Raw genomic sequence first — 22592 nt, 5'->3', positions numbered from 1 at the left:
GCGGTTCCGCCCGACCTGACGGCCGGCTGACCCCGTGCGTGCCGATCGCGTCTTCGCGTACGGCGCCGCCACCGGCCTCCTCGGTGACCTGCTGCTCGGCGATCCCCGCCGGGGGCATCCGGTCGCCGCGTTCGGCCGGAGCGCCGCAGCCGTGGAGCGGGTGCTGTGGCGGGACCACCGCGGGTGGGGCGCGCTGCACACCGCCGTGTGTGTGGGCGGTGCCGCCGGGCTCGCCGCCGTCGCCTCCCGTGCCGTACGCCCCTCCCGTACCGCTTCGGTCGCCCTGACCGCGGCCGCCACCTGGGCGGTCGTCGGGGGCACCACCCTCGGGCGGGAGGCCCGGGCCATCGGCGACGCGCTCGCCGACGGTGAGATCGACACGGCCCGGGAGCGGCTGCCGCATCTGTGCGGGCGCGACCCCCAGGCCCTCGACGCCGACGGCATCGCGCGCGCCGTCGTCGAGTCCGTCGCCGAGAACACCTCCGACGCCGTGGTGGGCGCCCTGGTGTGGGGGGCCGTGGGCGGAGTTCCCGGGCTCGTGGGCTTTCGGGCCGTCAACACCCTGGACGCCATGGTCGGTCACAGGTCGCCCAGGTACCGGCGGTACGGGTGGGCCTCGGCTCGGCTCGACGACGTCGCCGGATGGCCGGGGGCACGGCTCACCGCCGTGCTCGCCACTCTCGCGGGCGACAGTCCACGAGGGGCCGTACGGGCCTGGCGCACCGATGCCGTCAAGCACCCGAGCCCCAACGCCGGTCCCGTGGAGGCCTCGTTCGCGGGGGCCCTCGGGGTACGGCTCGGCGGCACCCTCTCGTACGGCGGGCGGGTCGAGCACCGGCCCGTGCTCAACGGCGCGGGGCGCGCCGTCCATGTCGACGACATCGAACGGGCCGTACGGCTGTCGAGGCGCGTCGGCTGGCTCGCCCTCGGCGTGAGTGCCGTCGGACGGCTGACGGCACAGCGGCTTCTCAGGAAGGGGCGTACGTCATGAGCGGCGGTCTGCTCGTCGCCGGGACCACCTCCGACGCCGGGAAGAGCGTCGTGACCGCCGGGATCTGCCGGTGGCTGGTGCGGCAGGGCGTCAAGGTCGCGCCCTTCAAGGCGCAGAACATGTCCCTGAACTCGTTCGTGACCCGCGAGGGCGCCGAGATCGGGCGTGCACAGGCCATGCAGGCGCAGGCCGCCCGGGTGGAACCGACCGCGCTCATGAACCCCGTGCTGCTCAAGCCGGGCAGCGACCGGAGCAGTCAGGTCGTCCTCATGGGAAAGCCCGTGGGCGAGATGAGCGCTCGTGGCTATCACGGCGGGCGGCAGGAAGCCCTCCTGGGAACCGTGCTGGACTGCCTCGCCACCTTGCGGGGCACGTATGACGCGGTGATCTGTGAGGGGGCCGGAAGTCCCGCCGAGATCAATCTGCGGCGGACCGACATCGTGAACATGGGGATCGCGCGCAATGCGCGGCTGCCCGTGCTCGTCGTCGGCGACATCGACCGCGGGGGTGTGTTCGCCTCGTTCTTCGGGACGGTCGCCCTGCTGTCGCGCGAGGACCAGGAGTTCGTCGCCGGGTTCCTCGTCAACAAGTTCAGGGGGGATGTCTCCCTGCTGGAGCCGGGGCTCGACATGCTCCACGGCCTCACCGGGCGGCGTTCGTACGGCGTCCTGCCCTTCCGGCACGGCCTCGGCATCGACGAGGAGGACGGGCTGCGGATTTCTTTGCGGGGAGCGGTCCGGGAGTCCCAAGTGGCCTCCCCCGTGGGCGAGGACGTGCTGCGCGTCGCCGTCTGCGCGATCCCGCTGATGTCCAACTTCACGGACGTGGACGCGCTGGCCGCCGAGCCGGGTGTCGTCGTGCGGTTCGTGGACCGGGCCGAGGAACTGGCCGACGCCGACCTCGTCGTCGTCCCCGGAACCCGGGGGACGGTGAAGGCGCTGGAGTGGCTGCGTGAGCGCGGCCTCGCCGACGCGATCGCGCGCAGAGCCGCCGCGGGGCGGCCGGTGCTGGGCATCTGCGGCGGTTTCCAGGTCCTCGGCGAGCACATCGAGGACGAGGTCGAGTCGCGCGCCGGTCATGTCGACGGGCTCGGACTCCTGCCCGTCCGGGTGCGGTTCGCACGCGAGAAGACCCTGACCCGGCCCGTCGGGGAGGCACTCGGCGAGCATGTCGAGGGCTACGAGATCCATCACGGTGTCGCCGATGTGACAGGCGGCGAGGCGTTCATCTCTGATGACCATGGACACAGCCTGGACGGGTGCCGGGTCGGCGCCGTCTGGGGCACGCACTGGCACGGCTCGCTGGAGTCGGACGGCTTCCGGCGTGCCTTCCTGCGCGAGGTGGCGGCCGCCGCGGGCCGTCGTTTCGTGCCGGCCGCCGACACGTCGTTCGCGGCGCTGCGCGAGGAGCAGCTGGACCGGCTCGGCGATCTGATCGAGGAACACGCGGACACGGACGCGCTGTGGCGGCTCATCGAGTCGGGCGCGCCGCAAGGACTGCCTTTCATTCCACCGGGAGCGCCCGCATGAACACAGTGTTGTTGTTGTCGACCGCCGACACCGATCTGCTGGCGGCGCGTGCCTCCGGCGCCCCGTACCGGATCGGCAACCCGACCCGGGTGGATGTCGAGGGCGAACTGCCGTCCCTCGTCGAGGGCGCGGACATCGCCGTCGTACGACTCCTGGGCGGCAAGCGTGCCTGGGAGGAGGGCCTGAACAAGCTGCGGGCCTCGGGCATCCCCACCGTGCTGCTCGGCGGGGAGTCCGTGCCCGACGCCGAGCTGATGGCCGAGTCCTCGGTGCCCGCCGGTGTCGTGGCCGAGGCGCTGCGCTACCTGGTCGAGGGCGGCCCGCACAACCTCACCGAGCTGGCCCGGTTCCTCTCCGACACCGTGCTGCTCACCGGTGAGGGCTTCGAGGAGCCGCGGAAGATGCCGGAGCACGGCGTCCACGGCGAGCGCGCCTTCGTCGAGGGCCGCCCGACCGTCGGCGTGCTCTTCTACCGGGCCCACCAGCTGTCCGGCAACACCGCGTTCGTCGACACGCTGTGCGACGCGATCGAGGCGCGCGGCGCCAACGCCCTCGCCGTGTACTGCGGTTCGCTGCGCGGCGCGGACGCGGGCCTGTACGAGATCCTCGGCAGGGCCGACACGCTGGTCGCCACCGTGCTCGCGGCGGGCGGCACACACGCCTCCGAGGCGTCCGCGGGCGGCGACGAGGAGGCCTGGGACATCGGCGCGCTCGCCGACCTGAACGTCCCCGTGCTGCAAGGGCTCTGCCTGACCTCGTCCAGGAGTGCCTGGGACGCGTCGGACGCCGCCCTCTCCCCCATGGACGCGGCGATGCAGGTCGCGATCCCCGAGTTCGACGGCCGCCTCATCACGGTCCCCTTCTCCTTCAAGGAGCAGGGTCCGGACGACGTCCCGGTGTATGTCGCGGACCCCGAGCGGGCCGCGCGCGTCGCCGGAATCGCCGTACGGCACGCCCGGCTGAAGCACAAGCCGAACGCGGACAAGAAGCTCGCGCTCGTCTTCACCGCCTACCCGACCAAGCACTCCCGGGTGGGGAACGCGGTCGGCCTCGACACGCCCGCGTCGGCGGTACGGGTGCTCGACGCGCTGCGGGACGCCGGGTACGTCGTCGAAGGGCACCCCGACAACGGCGACGAGTTGATCCACCGGCTCATCAACGCCGGTGGCCACGACGTCGAATGGCTCACCGAGGAGCAGCTCGCCGCCGCCCCCGCGCGCGTGCCGCTCGCCGACTACCGGGCGTGGTTCGACAAGCTCGACCCGGACCTGCGGAACGGGATGCTGGAGGCGTGGGGCGAGCCGCCGGGCAGCCTCTACGTGGACGGCGACGACATCGTCCTGGCCTCCCTCCAGTTCGGGAACGTCGTGGTGATGATCCAGCCGCCGCGCGGCTTCGGCGAGAACCCGATCGCGATCTACCACGACCCGGACATGCCGCCGTCGCACCACTACATGGCGGCGTACAGGTGGCTGGAGGCCGCCACATCGGAGGGGGGCTTCGGCGCGGACGCCGTCGTGCACATGGGCAAGCACGGCACGATGGAGTGGCTGCCGGGCAAGGGACTCGGGCTCAGCGGCGGCTGCGCGCCGGACGCCGTCCTCGGCGAACTCCCGCTCGTCTACCCCTTCATCGTCAACGACCCCGGCGAGGGCACCCAGGCCAAGCGGCGCGGCCACGCCACGGTCGTCGACCACCTCGTACCGCCGATGGCCCGTGCGGACACCTACGGCGACCTGGCGAAGCTGGAGCAGCTCCTCGACGAGTACGCGCTCGTGTCCGACCTGGACCCGACGAAGGCCCCGGCCGTCCGCGCGCAGATATGGACACTGGTCAAGGCGGCCGAACTCCACCACGACCTGCATGTGGAGGACCAGCCGGACGACGCGGCGTTCGACGAGTTCGTGATGCACATCGACGGCTATCTGTGCGAGATCAAGGACGTGCAGATCCGCGACGGTCTGCACATTCTCGGCGGCGGTCCGGAGGCCGAGCCGCGCGTCAACCTCGTGCTGGCCGTGCTGCGCGCCTCCCAGGTGTGGGGCGGCACCGCGAACGCGCTGCCGGGGCTGCGGGCCTGCCTCGCCGAGTACTTCGGCCTGGTCGAGAAGGAGCTGCTCGCCGAGCCGGGCGCGCCGGTGAAGGTGCCGGTCGAGCTGACGGACCTCGTCGAGGGACCGGCGCGGACCGGGGCCGACGCCATCGACCTGCTGGAGCAGCTGTGCCGCCGGATGGCGGCGGGCATGGAGGAACGCGGCTGGGACACCTCCGCCGTCCCGGCTCTCGTCCGCGAGGTCCTGGGAACCGAACTCCCGGACGCCGTCGCTGTGCTGGAGTTCGCCTGCCGTGAGGTGGTGCCGCGCCTGGCCCGGACGACGGACGAGATCACCCACATTCTCAAGGCACTTGACGGTGGTTACGTCCCGGCGGGCCCGTCGGGTTCGCCGACCCGCGGGCTGGTGAACGTCCTGCCGACCGGCCGCAACTTCTACTCCGTCGATCCCAAGGCGATCCCGTCCAGGCTGAGTTGGGAGGTCGGGCAGTCGCTCGCCGACTCGCTGGTGCAGCGGTATCTGCAGGACACGGGCGAGTACCCGAAGTCGGTCGGGCTGACGGTCTGGGGCACGTCCGCGATGCGTACGCAGGGCGACGACATCGCGGAGATCCTCGCGCTGCTCGGCTGCCGCCCGGTCTGGGACGACGCCTCGCGCCGTGTGACCGGCTTCGAGGTGGTCCCGCCGGCGGAGCTGGGACGGCCGCGCATCGATGTCACGGTCCGTATCTCCGGCTTCTTCCGGGACGCGTTCCCGCACGTCGTGGGTCTGATCGACGACGCGGTGCGGGCGGTGGCCGAGCTGGACGAGTCCGCCGACCAGAACTACGTCCGGGCGCACGCCGACGAGGACACCGCCGAGCACGGTGACCGGCGCCGCGCCACCTCCCGCATCTTCGGCTCCAAGCCGGGCGCGTACGGAGCCGGGCTGCTCCCCCTGATCGACGCCCGCAACTGGCGCTCCGACGCCGACCTCGCCGAGGTGTACGCGGTGTGGGGCGGCTACGCCTACGGGCGCGGGCTCGACGGGCGGGCGGCGCGCGGGGACATGGAGATCGCGTTCCGGCGGATCGCCGTCGCCGCGAAGAACGTCGACACCCGCGAGCACGACCTCGTCGACGCCGACGACTACTTCCAGTACCACGGCGGGATGGTCGCGATGGTGCGGCACCTGACGGGGGCGAGCCCGGAGGCGTACGTCGGTGACAGCGCCGTACCGGACCAGGTGAAAACCCGCACGCTGGGCGAGGAGACCCACCGCGTGTTCCGTGCCCGGGTGGTCAACCCGCGCTGGATGGCCGCCATGCGACGGCACGGCTACAAGGGCGCCTTCGAGATGGCGGCGACCGTCGACTACCTCTTCGGGTACGACGCCACGGCCGGGGTCGTGGACGACTGGATGTACGAGAAGCTCAGCGCGGAGTACGTCTTCGACCCGGAGAACCGGGACTTCATGAAGAAGTCCAACCCCTGGGCGCTGCGCGGCATCACGGAACGACTGCTGGAGGCCGCCGACCGGGGGCTGTGGGCCGAGCCGGACGCGGACACGCTGGAGCGGCTGCGCGCCACCTATCTGGAGCTCGAAGGCGACTTGGAGGGCGACGACCAGTGAGTACCCCGTTCCCGTTCACGGCCGTGGTCGGCCAGGACGACCTGCGGCTCGCGCTGCTGCTGAACGCCGTGTCGCCCGCCGTGGGCGGTGTGCTCGTCCGCGGTGAGAAGGGCACGGCCAAGTCCACGGCCGTACGCGCCCTCTCGGCGCTCATGCCGGGGGTGGACGTCGTCGCCGGGTGTCGGTTCTCGTGCGACCCGGCCGGGCCCGACCCGGCGTGTCCCGACGGGCCGCACGAGCCGGGGGCGTTCGCGACCCGGCCGGCCCGCATGGTCGAGCTGCCGGTCGGCGCCTCCGAGGACCGGCTCGTGGGCGCGCTCGACATCGAGCGGGCGCTCGCGGAGGGCGTGAAAGCCTTCGAACCGGGGCTGCTGGCCGACGCGCACCGCGGGATCCTGTACGTCGACGAGGTCAATCTCCTGCACGACCACCTGGTCGACCTGCTGCTGGACGCCGCCGCCATGGGCGCCTCGTACGTCGAGCGCGAGGGCGTCTCCGTACGGCATGCGGCCCGTTTCCTGCTCGTCGGAACCATGAACCCCGAGGAGGGCGAGCTGCGGCCGCAGTTGCTCGACCGGTTCGGGCTGACCGTCGAGGTGGCGGCCTCGCGGGAGCCCGATCAGCGGGTCGAGGTCGTGCGGCGCAGGCTCGCCTACGAAGACGATCCGACGGGTTTCGCGGAGCGCTGGGCGGACGAGGAGTCCGCCGTACGGGCCCGGATCGTGGCGGCACGCGAGCTGTTGCCGTCCGTGCGGCTCGGGGACCCGGCGCTGCGGCAGATCGCGGCGACCTGTGCGGCCTTCGAGGTGGACGGCATGCGGGCCGACATCGTCATGGCCCGCACCGCGACCGCGCTCGCCGCGTGGGCGGGGCGCACCGAGGTGCTCGCCGAGGACGTACGGCAGGCGGCGCTGCTCGCGCTGCCGCACCGGCGGCGGCGGAACCCCTTCGACGCGCCGGGACTCGACGAGGACAAACTCGACGAGACGCTGGAGGAGTTCGGGGGCCAGGACGGCAACGGGGACGACGACCCCGATCCGGACGGACCCGGTGGGGGCGGCCAGCCGCCTCAGGACGGGCCGGACGGCGACTCCCCCGCCGGTGACGTGCCGGCGCAGGGCGAGCCCTCCGAGGACGAGCGTGCGCCGGCCGCGCGGGGCGGCGGCGAGCAGTCTCCCGTACGGGCCGCCGAACCCTTTCGCACGAAGGTGCTGAGCGTGCCGGGACTCGGCGAAGGTGCCGCCGGGCGGCGTTCGCGGGCGCGGACCGAGCACGGGCGGACCACCGGGTCGCGGCGGCCCCGGGGCGCGCTCACCAAGCTGCACCTGGCGGCGACCGTGCAGGCGGCGGCCCCGCATCAGCGGGCGCGCGGGCGGTCGGGGCGCGGTCTCGTCGTACGGCGGGACGATCTGCGGCAGGCCACCCGGGAGGGCCGTGAGGGCAACCTCGTGCTGTTCGTGGTGGACGCCTCCGGGTCGATGGCGGCGCGGCAGCGGATGAGTGCCGTCAAGGGTGCGGTGCTGTCGCTGCTGCTCGACGCGTACCAGCGGCGGGACAAGGTGGGGCTGGTGACCTTCCGGGGGAAGGACGCCGAAGTCGCGCTGCCGCCCACCTCCTCCGTGGACGCGGCGGCCGCCCGCCTCGAGTCGCTGCCCACGGGTGGGCGGACGCCGCTCGCGGCCGGGCTGCTGCGCGCGCACGATGTGCTGCGGGTCGAGCGGCTGCGGGATGCGGCGCGGCGGCCGTTGGTCGTCGTGGTGACCGACGGGCGGGCCACCGGTGGTCCTGAGCCCGTGGCACTCGCCGAGCGGGCGGCGCGGCTGTTCGCGGCCGACGGGGTCGCCTCCGTGGTCGTCGACTGCGAGGCGGGGCCCGTGCGGCTCGGGCTCGCGGGGCGGCTCGCGGGTGAGCTGGGCGGCACGGCGGTGACGTTGGACGAGTTGCGGGCCGACGCGATCGCCGGGCTGGTCAGGGATGTGCAGGGGACTTCGAGGAGGGCCGCGTAATGCCGCAGGGGCAGCCGAGTGTCGTACCGGACGACGGGCTGACGACGCGTCAGCGTCGCAACCGGCCGCTGGTCGTGGTGCATACGGGGATCGGGAAGGGCAAGTCGACGGCCGCCTTCGGGCTGGCGCTGCGCGCCTGGAACCAGGGGTGGCCCATCGGGGTGTTCCAGTTCGTCAAGTCGGCGAAGTGGAAGGTCGGGGAGGAGAACGCGCTGCGCGTGCTCGGCGCCTCCGGCGAGGGCGGGTCCGTCGACTGGCACAAGATGGGCGAAGGGTGGTCGTGGGTGCAGCGCGACTCCCAGATGGACAACGAGGAGAAGGCCCGCGAGGGCTGGGAGCAGGTCAAGCGGGACCTCGCCGCCGAGACGTACAAGCTGTATGTGCTGGACGAGTTCGCCTACCCCATGCACTGGGGGTGGGTGGACGTCGACGAGGTCGTCGCCGTGCTGCGGGACCGGCCCGGGACCCAGCATGTCGTGATCACCGGGCGCAACGCTCCGGAGAAGCTCGTCGAGGTCGCGGATCTCGTGACGGACATGTCCAAGGTCAAGCATCCGATGGACGCCGGTCAGAAGGGGCAGAGGGGCATCGAGTGGTGACGTCCGTCCCTCGGCTGGTCATCGCCGCGCCCTCGTCGGGCAGCGGCAAGACCACCGTTGCCACGGGGTTGATGGCGGCCTTCGCCTCGCGGGGGCTCGCCGTGTCCCCGCACAAGGTGGGGCCCGACTACATCGACCCCGGGTACCACGCGCTCGCCACCGGGCGCGTGGGGCGGAATCTCGACGCGTATCTGTGCGGTGCGGAGTTGATCGCGCCGTTGTTCGCGCACGGGGCGCGCGGGTGCGATCTCGCGGTCGTCGAGGGTGTGATGGGGCTGTACGACGGGGCCGCCGGGGAGGGGGAGCTGGCGTCCACGGCGCAGGTGGCGAAGTTGCTGCGGGCGCCGGTGGTGCTGGTCGTCGACGCGTCCTCGCAGTCCCGGTCCGTGGCCGCGCTGGTGCACGGGTTCGCTTCCTGGGATCCCGAGGTGCGGGTCTCGGGGGTGATCCTCAACAAGGTGGGGTCGTCGCGGCATGAGGAGATGCTGCGGGAGGCCCTGGACGAGTCCGGGGTGCCGGTGCTGGGGTGCCTGCGGCGGGCCGCGCAGGTGGACACGCCCGCTCGGCATCTGGGGCTGGTGCCGGTTGCCGAGCGGCGGGCGGATGCCTTGGATGCCGTGGGGGCGATGGCTGAGCAGGTGCGGCGCGGGTGTGATCTGGAGGCGTTGTTCGCGTTGGCGTGTAGTGCGGGTGCGTTGGTGGGTGGGGCTTGGGATGCGGCTGAGGCTGTTGTTTCTTCGCCCCCGCCGCCCCTTCCCGTCCCCACCCTGGGGGCTGCGCCCCCAGACCCCCCTCATCGGCCTGGACGGCCTCGTCCTCAAACGCCGGACGGGCTGAAAGATCGCGGGACCGGGCTGCGTGCGGCGCCCCGAATCGCCGTAGCCGGTGGGGCCGCCTTCACCTTCTCCTACGCCGAGCATGCCGAGTTGCTGACCGCCGCGGGAGCCGAAGTCGTCGCCTTCGACCCTCTGCGGGACGAACAACTGCCGGACGGTACCGGCGGGTTGGTCGTCGGTGGCGGGTTTCCCGAGGTGTACGCGCCCGAGCTGTCCGCCAATGAGCCGTTGCGGAAGGCCGTGGCCGAGTTGGCGTTCGGTGGGGCGCCCGTCGCCGCCGAGTGTGCCGGGCTGCTGTATCTCTCGCGTGAGCTGGACGGGCAGCCGATGTGCGGGGTGCTCGACGTCTCGGCCCGGATGAGTGAGCGGCTCACGCTGGGTTATCGGGATGCCGTGGCCGTGAGCGACAGCGTGCTCGCCGTCGCCGGGACCCGGATGCGGGGGCACGAGTTCCACCGGACCGTCGTCGAGCCGGGCGCCGGGGCGGCTCCCGCATGGGGGGTGCGCACCCCTCAGCGGCGCGTCGAAGGTTTCGTACAACAAGGTGTGCACGCGAGTTATCTGCACACGCACTGGGCGTCGCAGCCCGGTGTCGCCCGTCGGTTCGTGGAGAGGTGCCTGACGTCATGAGCAGCAAGCTGATCGGAATCGGGGTCGGCCCCGGTGACCCGGAGCTGGTGACCGTCAAGGGCGTCAACGCGCTGCGGGCCGCCGAGGTCGTGGTGGTGCCGGTGATGGCTGCGTCTGATGGAAAAGACGGCGGAGAGCGGGGGCGAGCGGAGGCGACCGTCCTGCACTACGTGCCCGGGGAGAAGGTCGTCCGGGTCGTGTTCGCGCTCAACGAGCGGACCGACCGGGGGCGGCGCGAGGCCGCCTGGGACGCCGCCGGCGCGCGGGTCGCGGAGCTGCTCCGGCGGCACGCGTCCGTCGCCTTCGCGACCATCGGCGATCCGAACGTGTACTCGACCTTCACCTATCTCGCGCAGACCGTCGGGGAACTGGTTCCCGGCACGGTCGTCGAGACCGTGCCGGGTATCACCGCCATGCAGGATCTGGCGGCGCGGTCGGGGGCCGTGCTCACCGAAGGGACCGAGCCGCTCACCCTGGTGCCGGTGACCGCCGGGGCCGCCGTGCTCAAGGACGCCCTGAACGGGCCCGGCACCGTCGTCGCGTACAAGTTCGGGCGGCAGGCGCACGAGGTCGCCGAGGCGCTGCGGGTGACGGGGCGGCTCGACGACGCCGTGTGGGGGTCCGCACTCGGGCTGGAGGGCGAGTCCATCCGGCCCGCGGCCGACCTCGACGGCGAGCCGCTGCCGTATCTCTCCACCCTGATCGCGCCCGCCCGGCGCGACGGCGGGCGCGGCGGGAAACTGTGAGCCCCGGAGCGTCACCCGCTTCCGGCGAGGCCCACCACCAGCCAGATGAAGCCCGCTCCCGCGATCGTGCACAGCAGGGTCGAGCGGGCCGGGTGCTCGTGGTGTGCCTCGGGGAGGATCTCGGCGGCGGCCAGGTACAGGAGTACGCCGCCGAAGAGGCCGAGATAGCCGCCGAGCACCTGCTCCGGGATGGTGAGGAACAGGGTGGAGGCGGCGCCGATCACCGGGGCCACCGCGTCCGCGAACAGCATCGTGATCGCCTTGCGGCGCGCGTTCCCGTACAGGCTCGTGATCGTGTACGTGTTGAAGCCGTCCGCGAAGTCGTGGGCGATCACCGCGAGGGCGACCGCCAGGCCCATGCCGCCGCCGACCTGGAAGGCGGCCCCGATCGCGACGCCGTCCATGGCGCTGTGGCCGACCATCGCCGCGGCGGCCGTCAGGCCCACCTCGGGCGCGCGTCCGCCGTTCTCCTCGCCGCCGTGCGCGGCCTGCCGGGCGGCCAGCAGACGTTCCACCAAATGGGCGAACAGGAACCCGGCGACGAACAGCAGCAGGGCGGCCGGTACGCCGAACACCTCCTCGCCCGCCGCGTTCAGCGCCTCCGGGAGCAGATCCAGGCCGACGACGCCGAGCATCAGCCCGCCCGCCAGGCCCAGGACCAGGTGGCGGCGGTCGGTGACCCGCTGTGCCGTCCAGCCGCCGGCCAGCGTCATCAGGAACGCGCCGAGCGCGACGAAGACCGCCATGGGCCCTTGGTATCCGATCACACCCCGTTCGCGCACATCCGGCGACAACCTCGCGGCCGCTGACGCCCCCACCGACGCGCCCGCCGACTGCTCGCAGCACCCGATTCATCCGTAGGAGAGGACCGATTCCCATGGCCGATGCCCCCACCGGCAAGGTGACCTTCGTCGGGGCAGGGCCCGGCGCCGCCGACCTGCTGACGTTCCGTGCCGCACGCGCCATCACCGAGGCCGACATCGTGATCTGGGCGGCCAGCCTGGTACAGGCCGAGGTTCTCGAACACGCGCGCGAGGGCGCGGAGATCCTGGACTCGGCGACGATGTCCCTGGAGGACGTCGTGGCCGTCTACGAGCGGGCGGCGGCCGGGGGGCTGCGGGTGGCCCGTATTCACTCCGGCGACCCGGCTCTCTGGGGCGGTACGCAGGAGCAGCTCGACCGGTGCGCGGACATCGGCATCGCCACCGAGATCGTTCCCGGTGTCTCCTCCTTCTCCGCCGTGGCCGCGCTCGCCCTCCGCGAGCTGACGATTCCCGAGGTCGCGCAGTCCGTGATCCTCACCCGGCTCGGCGGCGGCAAGACGCCGATGCCGCCCGGGGAGGAGGTACGGGAGTTCGCGCGGCACGGGACGACCATGGCGCTGTTCCTGTCGGCGGCCCGCAGCGGCCAGCTCGTACGGGAGCTCCTGGAGGGCGGCTATCCGACGTCCACGCCGGTCGTGGTCGCCCACCAGGCGACCTGGCCGGAGGAACTGATCGTGAAGTGCACGATCGAGACGCTGGAGGAGACCGTCAAGGAGCACAAGCTCTGGAAGCACACCCTCTTCCTCGTCGGCCCGGCCCTCGACGCGAGCGGCACCCGCTCGCACCTCTACCACCCCGGTCACTTCCACGGCTTCCGCAAGGCCGACCCGGAGGCTCGCAGGGCCCTGCGCGCGCAGGGTACGAAGCCGTGATCATCGTCGTCGGTACGGGGACGGGGGCGCCGCTCCCCGCGGACGCCGAGGCCGCCGTCGCCGGGGCCGGGCTCGTCGTGGGGGCCCGCCGTCACCTGGCGGGCGCACGGCTGCCGGAGGCGTCGGAGCGGATCGTCCTCGGGCCACTGGCTCCCGCGCTGGACGCGATCGAACAGCATCTGGAGAAGCGGGACGGCCACGTCGTGGTCCTCGCCTCCGGTGACCCCGGGTTCTTCGGGATCGTACGGGCGCTGGCCGAGCGGTTCGGGGCCGAACGGCTGGACGTACGACCCGGTGTCTCGTCCGTGGCGACCGCCTTCGCGCGGCTCGGGCTGCCCTGGGACGACGCGGTCGTGGTCAGCGCCCACGGTCGCGCGCTGCGCACGGCCGTCCATGTCTGCCGCTCGCACCCCAAGGTGGCGGTGCTCACCGGGCCCGGATCCGGGCCCGCCGAACTGGGCGCCGCCCTCGCCCACCGCTCCACCGGCCGCGTCCTCGTCGTGGCGAGCGCCCTCGGCGACCCCGAGCACGAGCGGGTGGAGCGGGTCACCCCGGCACAGGCCGCGGCCCGCGACTGGGGCACGGCGGTGAGCGTCGTCCTGTGCCTGGACGAGTCACGCGCCCTCGCCCCCGTGCGCACGGTCGCCGGACCGCCGGCCGGACCCGCCCGATGGGCCCTGGACGAGCGCGAGTTCGCCCACCGCGACTCGATGATCAGCAAGTTCGAGGTACGGGCGCTCGCGCTCGCCCGGCTCGGGCCGCGCCTGGGCGAACTGGTCTGGGACGTCGGCGCGGGCTCCGGGTCCGTCGCCGTCGAGTGCGCGCGGTTCGGGGCCGCCGTCACCGCGGTGGAGAAGACACGGGACGGCTGCGACCGGATCCTCGCCAACGCCGAGGCGCACGGCGTCGACGTCCGGGTGGTGCACGGGGCCGCACCCACCGTGCTGTCCGACCTGGACGATCCGGACGCCGTGTTCATCGGCGGCGGGGGGCGCGAACTGCCCGCCATCGTGACCGCCTGCGCCCGCCGGGCCCGGCGGGCCGTCGTGGTCGCCATGGCCGCGCTCGACCGGGTTCCGGCGGCCCGGGAGGCGCTCACCGCCGCCGGCTTCGACTGCGACGGCGTACTGCTGCAGTCCTCACGGCTCGCGCCGCTGCCCGGGAACGTCACCCGGCTCGCGGCCACCAACCCCGTTTTTCTACTGTGGGGCGTCCGGCCTCCGGCGCGTACCGAAGGAGTCCTCGATTGAATCCTCGCCTCCGCGAACGGAGGTGATTCCTGGCTCACGCTGCCTCTCGGACCGGCGGTCCGTCAGGTCTTCCACGATCAACACCAGCCGGGTTGAAACCAGCCCGGGCAGCTCACCTGCTGCAAGGTCACACAACTTCAAGGAGACTCCGCGTGCTTGGCTCTCGCGACGCATCGTCTGCGATTCACGCTACCAGCACGCCGGTCCGCCCTGGGGGCGAACCGGCTTTTCCTGCCCTGCTGCGCAGGTGTCCGATTCCTCCCCGGCCTGAAGGCCGGGACGTCCTCGGAGGGATCCAGTGATCGGCCTGATTTCCGCCACGGCGGCGGGCGCGGCTGCCCGTGACCGGCTGGCCGCGGCCTGGCCCGCCCGTACCCGGGTGTACGACGGGTCCGCGGAGTCCGCCGGGTCCGTCGGGTCCGTCGGGGACGCCGTGCGGCGGGCCTTCGCGGAGTGCGACCAGCTGGTGTGTTTCCTCGCCACGGGGGCGGTGGTGCGGCTGGTCGCGCCGCTGCTGGGCGACAAGGCCTCCGACCCCGGGATCGTGTGTGTCGACGAGGGCGGGCGGTTCGCCGTGTCGCTGGTCGGCGGCCACGGCGGCGGCGCCAATGAACTCGCCCGCGAGGTGGGCGAGTTGCTCGGGGCTGAACCGGTGGTGACGACGGCGACGGACGCGGTCGGGATGCCTGGCCTGGACACGCTCGGGTTCCCCGTGGAGGGGGAGGTCGCCGCGGTCACCCGGGCGCTGCTGGACGGCGAACCCATCGCCCTGCGGGCCGAGTTGGCGTGGCCGCTGCCGCCCCTGCCGGTCGCGGCTGAGGGCGCGTACGGCATTCGGGTCACCGACCGTGCCGTGGCGCCCGGCGAGCGCGAGGTGCTGCTGCGGCCGCCCTCCCTCGTGGTGGGGGTCGGGGCGTCCAAGGGCGCTCCGGTCGCGGAAATCCTCGGCCTCGTCGAGGACGTACTCCGTGCCGCCGGGCTCTCCCCGAAGTCCGTCGCGGAGCTGGCCACCGTCGACGCCAAGGCCGAGGAGCCCGGCATCGTCGGGGCCGCCGAACGACTCGGGGTGCCCGTGGTGACGTACTCCGCCGAGGAGTTGGCGGCGGTGGAGGTGCCGAACCCCTCGGACGCGCCGCTCACCGCCGTCGGCACGCCGTCCGTGGCGGAGGCCGCCGCCCTCGTACGCGGCGGCGAACTCCTCGTCCCCAAGCGGAAGTCGGCGCGTGCGGACGGGCGGCCCGCGATGGCCACCTGCGCCGTCGTGCGCCGCGTCGGACGCGGGCGGCTCGCGGTGGTCGGGCTCGGGCCCGGCGCCCGTGATCTGCTCACCCCGCGGGCGAAGGCGGAACTGCGGCGGGCCTCCGTGCTCGTCGGGCTCGACCAGTACGTCGACCAGATCCGCGATCTGCTGCGGCCCGGCACCCGGATCCTGGAGTCCGGGCTCGGCGCCGAGGAGGAGCGGGCGCGCACCGCGGTCGCCGAGGCGCGGCGCGGACAGGCCGTCGCGCTGATCGGCAGCGGCGACGCGGGCGTGTACGCGATGGCGTCACCCGCGCTCGCCGAGGCCTCCGACGACATCGACGTGGTGGGGGTGCCGGGCGTGACCGCCGCGCTCGCGGCCGGGGCGATCCTGGGCGCGCCGCTGGGCCACGACCATGTGTCGATCAGCCTCTCCGACCTGCACACTCCGTGGGAGGTCATCGAGCGCCGGGTGCGGGCCGCCGCGACGGCCGACATCGTCGTGACCTTCTACAACCCGCGCAGCCGGGGCCGCGACTGGCAGCTCCCGAAGGCGCTCGCGATCCTCGCCGAGCACCGGGAGCCGAGCACACCGGTCGGGGTCGTCCGCAACGCCTCCCGGCCGGACGAATCGAGCCGGGTGACGTCGCTGGGGTCCCTGGATCCGGCAATCGTCGACATGATGACCGTGGTGACCGTGGGCAATACGGCGACCCGTGAGATCGCCGGACGCATGGTGACACCGCGCGGCTACCGCTGGCAGGAGGAGCCCAAATGAGCCGAGTGAGCCGGGTGTTCCCGGAGAACCGGGTCGTGCACCCCATCGAGCAGGAGTCCTTCCGGCGGCTGCGTGCCCGCCTGGACACCTCGCACTTCCCGCCGCTGACGCGGGCGGTCGTGGAGCGGGTCATCCACTCCGCGGCCGACCTCGACTACGCGGACGACCTCGTCACCGACGAGAACGTCCTGGAGAAGGCGCACACGGCGCTGCACGCCGGGGCGCCGGTCGTGGTGGACGTGGAGATGGTCGCGGCGGGCATCACGCGCCTCGACACCGTCTGCCGCCTCAAGGACGCCAAGTCCGGCCCGGGGCTGACCCGTTCGGCGCACGCCGTCCGGCTCGCGTTCGAGGATGTCGGGCCCGGCGCGCTCTGGGTGATCGGCTGTGCGCCGACCGCCCTGGAGGAGCTGCTGACCCTCGACGCCGGTCCGGCGCTCGTCATCGGGCTGCCCGTCGGCTTCGTCGGCGCGGCCGAGTCCAAGGCCGCGCTGCGCGAGAGCGGACTGCCCGCCGTCAGCAACCTGTCCGAAAAAGGCGGCTCGGCGGTCGCCGCCGCCGCCCTCAACGCCCTGCTGTACCACCCCGTGACCAAGGAGTTCTCGTGACCACCCCGCCCCCCGCCCTGCTCATCGCCGGACACGGCACCCGGGACGAGGCCGGAGCCGAGGCCTTCCGGGACTTCGTACGGCAGTTGGGGCGCCGCAACCCCGAACTGCCCGTCGCCGGCGGGTTCATCGAGCTGTCGCCGCCGCCGCTGGGCGACGCCGTGACCGAACTGGTCGAGCGGGGGGTACGGCGGTTCGCGGCCGTCCCGCTGATGCTGGTGTCCGCCGGGCACGCCAAGGGGGACATCCCGGCGGCGCTGGCCCGCGAGAAGGAGCGGCACCCCGGGATCTCCTACACGTACGGGCGTCCGCTGGGCCCGCACCCCTCGCTGCTGGCGGTGCTCGAACGGCGGCTGGACGAGGCGCTCGGCTCCACGGCCCGTACGCCCGAGGACCGTGCCGACGTCACCGTGCTGCTCGTCGGGCGCGGCTCCACCGACCCGGACGCCAACGCCGAGGTGCACAAGGCGGCGCGGCTGCTGTGGGAGGGGCGCGGGTACGCGGGCGTCGAGACGGCCTTCGTGTCGCTGGCGGCGCCGGACGTCCCGTCGGGCCTGGACCGCTGTGTGAAGCTGGGCGCGCGCAGGATCGTCGTGCTCCCCTACTTCCTCTTCACGGGCATCCTCCCCGACCGGGTGCGGCAGCAGACCGAGGGCTGGGCGGCCGCGCACCCGGACGTCGAGGTGCGGTCGGCCGACGTCATCGGCCCCGAGCCGGAACTGCTCGACCTGGTCATGGAGCGGTATCGGGAGGCCGTGCGGGGCGACCTGCGGATGAACTGCGACTCCTGCGTCTACCGGATCGCGCTGCCCGGCTTCGAGGACAAGGTGGGGCTCCCCCAGCAGCCGCACTTCCACCCGGACGACGACGGGCACCACCACGGCGCGCACCACCACGGGCACCAGCACGGCGGCCACGCACATGCGCACTGAGGGCGCGCCCGGGGGCGACGCACACGATCTGCGGCACCACGGGGACGCCGAGGTGCGGGACGACGGTTCGGCACTCATCGATCTCGCCGTGAACGTCCGCGCGAACACGCCTCCGGCATGGCTGCGCGAGCGCGTCGCCGCGTCGCTGGACGGGCTCGCGGCCTACCCGGACGGGCGGGCCGCGCGGGCCGCGGTGGCGGTGCGGCACGGGGTGCCGGTGGAACGGGTGCTCCTGACGGCGGGCGCCGCCGAGGCCTTCGTGCTGCTGGCCCGTGCCCTGAAGGTCCGTCGACCGGTCGTGATCCATCCGCAGTTCACCGAGCCGGAGGCGGCGTTGGGGGACGCGGGCCACACGGTCGACCGGGTGCTGCTGCGTGAGTCGGACGGCTTCCGGCTGGATCCCGCGGCCGTGCCCGAGGACGCGGACCTCGTCGTGATCGGCAACCCGACCAATCCGACGTCCGTGCTGCACCCGGCCGCCGCGATCGCCGCACTCGCCCGGCCCGGGCGGATGCTGGTGGTCGACGAGGCGTTCATGGACGCGGTGCCGGACGAGCGGGAGACACTGGCCGGGCGGACGGACGTGCCCGGCCTGGTCGTGCTGCGCAGCCTCACGAAGACGTGGGGGCTGGCGGGGCTGCGGATCGGGTACGTCCTCGCCGCGCCCGACACGATCCACCAGCTGTCCCGTGCCCAGCCCCTCTGGCCCGTCTCCACGCCCGCTCTCGCCGCGGCCGAGGTCTGTGTGTCGTCGCGGGCGCTCGCGGAGGCCGCCCACGCGGCTCGGCGGGTCGCTGCGGACCGGGCTCATCTCGTCGCCGGGCTCCGGGAGTTCGAGCCCGACGGGTTGCGGGTCGTGGAGCCCGCCGACGGTCCGTTCGTGCTGATCCGGCTGGCTCGGGCGGCGGATGTACGGCGGCGGTTGCGGGGGCTCGGGTTCGCGGTGCGGCGTGGGGACACGTTTCCGGGGCTCGGGGAGGAATGGCTACGGTTGGCCGTACGCGACCGGGCCACCGTCAACGGGTTCCTCCAAGCCTTGGACCGAGCCATGACAGCCACCGGACAATGACCCGGGGCTCCGCTCCCGGACCCCCATCGGCCTGAACGGCAACGAACCGGCCGCCCCGCTCGTCACCCTCCGTCGACCACGGAGCGTCAGCCGACGACCCGGCCGTTCAGGACCACCCGGCGCGGAGCCGCCAGTACCCGTACGTCCGCGCGCGGATCACCCTCGTACACGACGAGGTCCGCCGGTGCCCCCTCGTCGAGCCCGGGCCGTCCGAGCCAGCGTCGCGCGCCCCAGGTCGTCGCCGACAACGCCTCGACCGGCGGGATGCCCGCGGTCACCAGTTCGGCGACCTCGCCCGCGACCAGCCCGTGGGCCAGTGAGCCGCCCGCGTCGGTGCCGACGTACACCGGGATCCCGGCGTCGTGGGCGGCGCGCACGGTGTCGTAGCGGCGTTCGTACAGGCGCCGCATGTGCGCGGACCACCGGGGGAACTTGGCCTCGCCGCCGGTCGCGAGCCGCGGGAAGGTGGCGATGTTCACCAGGGTCGGGACGATGGCGACGCCGCGCTCGGCGAAGAGCGGGATGGTGTCCTGCGTGAGGCCCGTCGCGTGCTCGACGCAGTCGATGCCCGCCTCGACCAGGTCGCGCAGGGAGTCCTCCGCGAAACAGTGCGCGGTGACCCGGGCGCCCAGGCGGTGCGCCTCGGCGATCGCCGCCTGCACGGCCGTGCGCGGCCAGCAGGCGCCGAGGTCGCCCGTGTCGCGGTCGATCCAGTCGCCGACCAGTTTCACCCAGCCGTCGCCGCGCCGGGCCTCCTGGGCGACGTAGGCGACCAGGTCCTCGGGCTCGATCTCATGGGCGAAGTTACGGATGTAGCGGCGGGGGCGGGCGATGTGACGGCCCGCTCGGATGATCTTCGGGAGGTCGGCGCGGTCGTCGATCCAGCGGGTGTCGGAGGGCGAGCCCGCGTCCCGGATGAGGAGGGTGCCGGCCTCACGGTCGGTGAGGGCCTGCTTCTCGGAGACGTCGTCGGGGACGGGCCCGTGCGCGTCGAGGCCGACGTGGCAGTGCGCGTCGACGAGACCGGGAAGGGCCCAGCCCTCGACGGTACGGACGTCACGGGCGCCGGGGCGCTCGTACGAGATCCGGCCGCCGACGACCCACAGGTCGTCGCGGACGTCGTCGGGTCCGACGAGCACCCGCCCCTTCACGTGCAGCACCGCCTGATCGCTCATGGGAAGAACCTTAGTTCTGCGACTGCGGGTGATTCGTGGCCGACCGCGCCCCTACGGGGCGCGCTTTACTGGCCCTGGCCCTGGGTCTCTTCCGGTGTTGAGGTTGTCGACCGTCTTGAAGGCGTCGGCCTACACCTTGTCCTTCAGTCAGCCCTGGACGACCGGGTAGTCGATGACGACGGCCTGGGCCTGCCCGGAGCGCAGACCGCTCAGGACCGCGTCGGAGGACTCGAAGGAGACCGGGTCGAAGCCCTTGCCCTGCTCGTACTCCTCACCCGTGGTCTGTGCCTGGGCGCCGAGCTTCCTACCCTTGGCCTTCACATTGTAAGGAAAGGTTTGACTTACTCAAATCAATCCGATGGCCGTTGGGCCGTTCGGCCTCAGAAGTCATGCCCGAAGAGGCCTGCGGCCGTATGACCCATGGGGTGCCCGGACCCGCCGGGACCGCCGGATACGCTCAAAGCTGCGCATTGGCACCCGTGAGCGAAGAGAGCACCGCCGTGACCCACCCCTTCCTGGACCTGGCCCCTCTGAGCGCCGCGCGCTTCGCGGCGATCGAGGACCGTGTGGCACGGCTGCTCTCCACCGAGCAGAACGTCGTGGTCATGCAGGGCGAGGCACTGCTGCCGCTGGAGGGCGCCATTCGCGGCACGGCCGGGCCCGGCACCACCGCGCTCAATGTGATCACCGGGCCGTACGGGCAGACCTTCGGGGACTGGCTGCGGGACTGCGGGGCGACGGTGATCGACCTGACGGTGCCGTTCCATACGGCGGTGACGGCCGCGCAGGTGCGCGACGCCTTCGCCGCGCATCCGTCGATCGACTTCGTCTCGCTGGTGCACGCCGAGGCGGCGACGGGGAACACGAACCCCGTCGCGGAGATCGGCGAGGTGGTGCGCGAACACGGCGCGCTGTTCTACCTGGACGCCGTCGCGTCCATCGGTGCCGAGCCGGTGCTGCCGGACGCGTGGGGAGTCGACCTGTGCGTGATCGGGGCGCAGAAGGCGATGGGCGGGCCGGCCGGGGTGTCGGCCGTGTCCGTGAGCGAGCGGGCGTGGGCGCGGATGGCCGCCAATCCCGGGGCGCCGCGTCGCTCGTACCTCTCCTTGCTGGACTGGAAGGAGAGGTGGGTCGACGGCGGGCGCAAGGCGCTGCTGCACGCGCCGGCGCAGTTGGAGATGCTGGCGCTGGAGGCGTGCGTCGAGCGGATCGAGGGGGAAGGGCTCGACGCGGTGATGGGCCGTCACGCGGCGGCCGCGGCGGCCACGCGGGCCGGGGCGGTCGCCCTGGGCGGCGGGCTTGAGCCGTATGTGTACGACGCGGGGGACGCGGCGCCGGTCGCGACGACGCTGCGGGCGCCGTCCGGGGTCGATGCGGGGGTGCTGGTCGCCAAGGCGCTGGCCGCGGAGCCGGGGCTGCCGTTGGCGGCGGGTGGGGGTGCGCTGGCGAAGGAGATGATCCGGGTGAACCACTACGGTTCCGATGCGACGCCGGGGGTCGTGTATGCGTGCCTCGCGGCGTTGGGGGCCGCGCTGGCCGAGTCCGGGCTTTCGGTGGACCTGGAGGCGGCGCGACGCGCGGTGCCGGAGGCACGAAGCTAGACAAGTGCGTTTGTCGGGTGCGGGTGGGTGGGGGCTGGTCGCGCAGTTCCCCGCGCCCCTCGAAGCCTTGGGCGCAGGCCCGGCTCCTTCAGCCTGTCCGGCGTGTGAGGACGAGGCCGTTCAGGCCGACGCGGGGGTCTGGGGGCGGAACAACCTGTTCACCGGACCCGAGCGCCCCATGCTGGAGAGCCGGCTCGCCTTCCACCGTGCGACGCTCGAACTGAAAGGCGCCGGGCTCGTCCAGCTCGGCACAACGGTCACGCGGACATCGTGCGCGAGCGTATCGACGGGCTCACCGGAGCCTGATTCCAAATCCTGGATCAGGGATCAGGGATCAGGGATCAGGGATCAGGGATCAGGGATTATAAATTCCACATCCCGACGCTTATTCGGATGTCAATTCCAGCGCAGTCTCCCATATTCTCCTGCCCGCTCCCGGCTCCCCTAAACGCAAAGATTTAACGAACACCGAGCGATGGAATCCGGGTGCATCTCGTGGCTGTTTCGTGGCCATTTCATGGCTGTGACACACTCCACAGCGCGCCCACTTTCTCCCATATCCACCGGGCGAATCCGCGCATTTCATCACCCATCGCACCGCCCTGCACGGTCGCGTGATAACACATGGACGCGCTGCACGTAACCCCGCCCGGCGATGCGATTTGAACTTTCTCTCGGTAAATTCAATCCGCATGAACGCCGCACCAGCAGACCTGCAAGCGGAATTCCTGGAAATTCCGGAGGACCTTCGGATCGACCGTCCGGAGGTGGCGGACGGAGCCGCCCTCTGGCGTATCGCCAAGGATTCCGGAACCCTCGACCTGAACTCCTCGTACAGCTATCTGCTGTGGTGCCGCGACTTCGCCGGCACCTCGGCGGTGGCGCGTGGGGCGAGCGGTGAACCGGTCGGTTTCATCACCGCGTACGTACGGCCGGAGCGTCCCCACACGCTCCTGGTCTGGCAGGTGGCCGTCGACGCGGCGCAGCGCGGCCGGGGCCTGGCCGCGGCGCTGCTCGACGGCCTGACCGCCCGGGTCGCACGCGAGCGGGGGCTGGCCGCGATCGAGACCACGATCACGCCGGGCAACACCGCCTCCGAGCGCCTGTTCACCTCGTACGCACGGCGCCACGGCGCCTCGGTGGAGCAGGAGGTGCTGTTCGGCCCCGCGCTGTTCCCCGACGGCCCGCACGCCCCCGAGGTGCTGTACCGCATCGGCCCTCTGTCGCTGTGAGCCCCACGCC

The 22592-nt window shown here is 72.7% G+C and carries 17 protein-coding genes and 1 pseudogene; 15 read left to right on the top strand and 3 right to left on the bottom strand.

Annotated features, from left to right (window positions below; all coding sequences use genetic code 11):
• Positions 1-34 precede the first annotated feature (34 nt).
• The 7 genes from RV986_RS39670 to cobI are packed head-to-tail and all read left to right on the top strand — an operon-like array spanning position 35 to position 11002.
• Positions 35-991: a cobalamin biosynthesis protein gene (locus RV986_RS39670; RefSeq protein ID WP_475922007.1), complete on the top strand. Its 957-nt coding sequence runs from the start codon at positions 35-37 to the stop codon at positions 989-991.
• Positions 988-2520: a cobyric acid synthase gene (locus RV986_RS39665; protein WP_475922006.1), complete on the top strand. Its 1533-nt coding sequence runs from the start codon at positions 988-990 to the stop codon at positions 2518-2520. The genes RV986_RS39670 and RV986_RS39665 overlap by 4 nt, the downstream gene beginning before the upstream one ends.
• Positions 2517-6185, top strand: coding sequence for a cobaltochelatase subunit CobN (cobN, locus tag RV986_RS39660; RefSeq protein ID WP_475922005.1), 3669 nt, complete (start codon positions 2517-2519; stop codon positions 6183-6185). Before RV986_RS39665 ends, cobN begins: the two co-directional genes overlap by 4 nt.
• Positions 6182-8191: a putative cobaltochelatase gene (locus RV986_RS39655; RefSeq protein ID WP_475922004.1), complete on the top strand. Its 2010-nt coding sequence runs from the start codon at positions 6182-6184 to the stop codon at positions 8189-8191. Before cobN ends, RV986_RS39655 begins: the two co-directional genes overlap by 4 nt.
• Positions 8191-8790 carry a cob(I)yrinic acid a,c-diamide adenosyltransferase gene (gene cobO / locus RV986_RS39650; RefSeq protein ID WP_217454325.1) on the top strand — a complete coding sequence of 200 codons (600 nt, stop codon included), beginning with the start codon at positions 8191-8193 and terminating at the stop codon, positions 8788-8790. Before RV986_RS39655 ends, cobO begins: the two co-directional genes overlap by 1 nt.
• On the top strand, positions 8784-10256 hold the full coding sequence (locus RV986_RS39645) for a cobyrinate a,c-diamide synthase (RefSeq protein WP_475922003.1): 1473 nt from the start codon (positions 8784-8786) through the stop codon (positions 10254-10256). Before cobO ends, RV986_RS39645 begins: the two co-directional genes overlap by 7 nt.
• The gene (gene cobI, locus RV986_RS39640) at positions 10253-11002 is read left to right on the top strand and encodes a precorrin-2 C(20)-methyltransferase (RefSeq protein WP_475922002.1); all 750 of its coding nucleotides are present in this window, start codon (positions 10253-10255) and stop codon (positions 11000-11002) included. The genes RV986_RS39645 and cobI overlap by 4 nt, the downstream gene beginning before the upstream one ends.
• A gap of 11 nt (positions 11003-11013) precedes the next feature.
• On the opposite strand, the gene RV986_RS39635 is transcribed toward cobI, so the two are convergent.
• The gene (locus RV986_RS39635) at positions 11014-11748 is read right to left on the bottom strand and encodes a ZIP family metal transporter (RefSeq protein ID WP_475922001.1); all 735 of its coding nucleotides are present in this window, start codon (positions 11746-11748) and stop codon (positions 11014-11016) included.
• A 131-nt stretch (positions 11749-11879) separates the two neighbouring features.
• On the opposite strand from RV986_RS39635, the gene cobM reads away from it, so the two are divergent.
• From cobM to cobC, 6 genes are all read left to right on the top strand, one after another.
• A complete protein-coding gene (cobM, locus tag RV986_RS39630) occupies positions 11880-12698 on the top strand; it encodes a precorrin-4 C(11)-methyltransferase (protein ID WP_475922000.1) in 819 nt (272 codons plus the stop codon).
• On the top strand, positions 12695-13948 hold the full coding sequence (gene cbiE / locus RV986_RS39625; RefSeq protein WP_475921999.1) for a precorrin-6y C5,15-methyltransferase (decarboxylating) subunit CbiE: 1254 nt from the start codon (positions 12695-12697) through the stop codon (positions 13946-13948). Before cobM ends, cbiE begins: the two co-directional genes overlap by 4 nt.
• Before the next feature lie 298 nt (positions 13949-14246).
• Positions 14247-15965: a precorrin-3B C(17)-methyltransferase gene (cobJ, locus tag RV986_RS39620; RefSeq protein ID WP_475921998.1), complete on the top strand. Its 1719-nt coding sequence runs from the start codon at positions 14247-14249 to the stop codon at positions 15963-15965.
• A complete protein-coding gene (locus tag RV986_RS39615; protein ID WP_475921997.1) occupies positions 15962-16573 on the top strand; it encodes a precorrin-8X methylmutase in 612 nt (203 codons plus the stop codon). The genes cobJ and RV986_RS39615 overlap by 4 nt, the downstream gene beginning before the upstream one ends.
• A complete protein-coding gene (locus RV986_RS39610) occupies positions 16570-17505 on the top strand; it encodes a sirohydrochlorin chelatase (RefSeq protein ID WP_475921996.1) in 936 nt (311 codons plus the stop codon). The genes RV986_RS39615 and RV986_RS39610 overlap by 4 nt, the downstream gene beginning before the upstream one ends.
• The gene (gene cobC / locus RV986_RS39605) at positions 17495-18574 is read left to right on the top strand and encodes an Rv2231c family pyridoxal phosphate-dependent protein CobC (protein ID WP_475921995.1); all 1080 of its coding nucleotides are present in this window, start codon (positions 17495-17497) and stop codon (positions 18572-18574) included. The genes RV986_RS39610 and cobC overlap by 11 nt, the downstream gene beginning before the upstream one ends.
• A gap of 86 nt (positions 18575-18660) precedes the next feature.
• On the opposite strand, the gene RV986_RS39600 is transcribed toward cobC, so the two are convergent.
• Together RV986_RS39600 and RV986_RS39595 are read right to left on the bottom strand one after the other, a co-directional pair.
• Positions 18661-19749 carry an amidohydrolase family protein gene (locus RV986_RS39600; protein WP_475921994.1) on the bottom strand — a complete coding sequence of 363 codons (1089 nt, stop codon included), beginning with the start codon at positions 19747-19749 and terminating at the stop codon, positions 18661-18663.
• Positions 19750-19881: 132 nt separating this feature from the next.
• A pseudogene (locus RV986_RS39595) lies at positions 19882-20073 on the bottom strand (ABC transporter substrate-binding protein); the annotation flags it as partial.
• Positions 20074-20249: 176 nt separating this feature from the next.
• Here RV986_RS39595 and RV986_RS39590 point away from each other — a divergent pair.
• Positions 20250-21350, top strand: coding sequence for a pyridoxal-phosphate-dependent aminotransferase family protein (locus tag RV986_RS39590; protein ID WP_475924601.1), 1101 nt, complete (start codon positions 20250-20252; stop codon positions 21348-21350).
• 692 nt (positions 21351-22042) lie between these two features.
• Complete coding sequence (gene ectA / locus RV986_RS39585) at positions 22043-22582, top strand: diaminobutyrate acetyltransferase (protein ID WP_475921993.1); 540 nt, start codon at positions 22043-22045, stop codon at positions 22580-22582.
• The last annotated feature ends 10 nt before the right edge of the window (positions 22583-22592 follow it).

This window comes from Streptomyces sp. RLA012 (assembly GCF_056270325.1).
The sequence above is the reverse complement of the archived record's forward strand: the minus strand, read 5'-3'. Positions and strand labels throughout refer to the sequence as shown.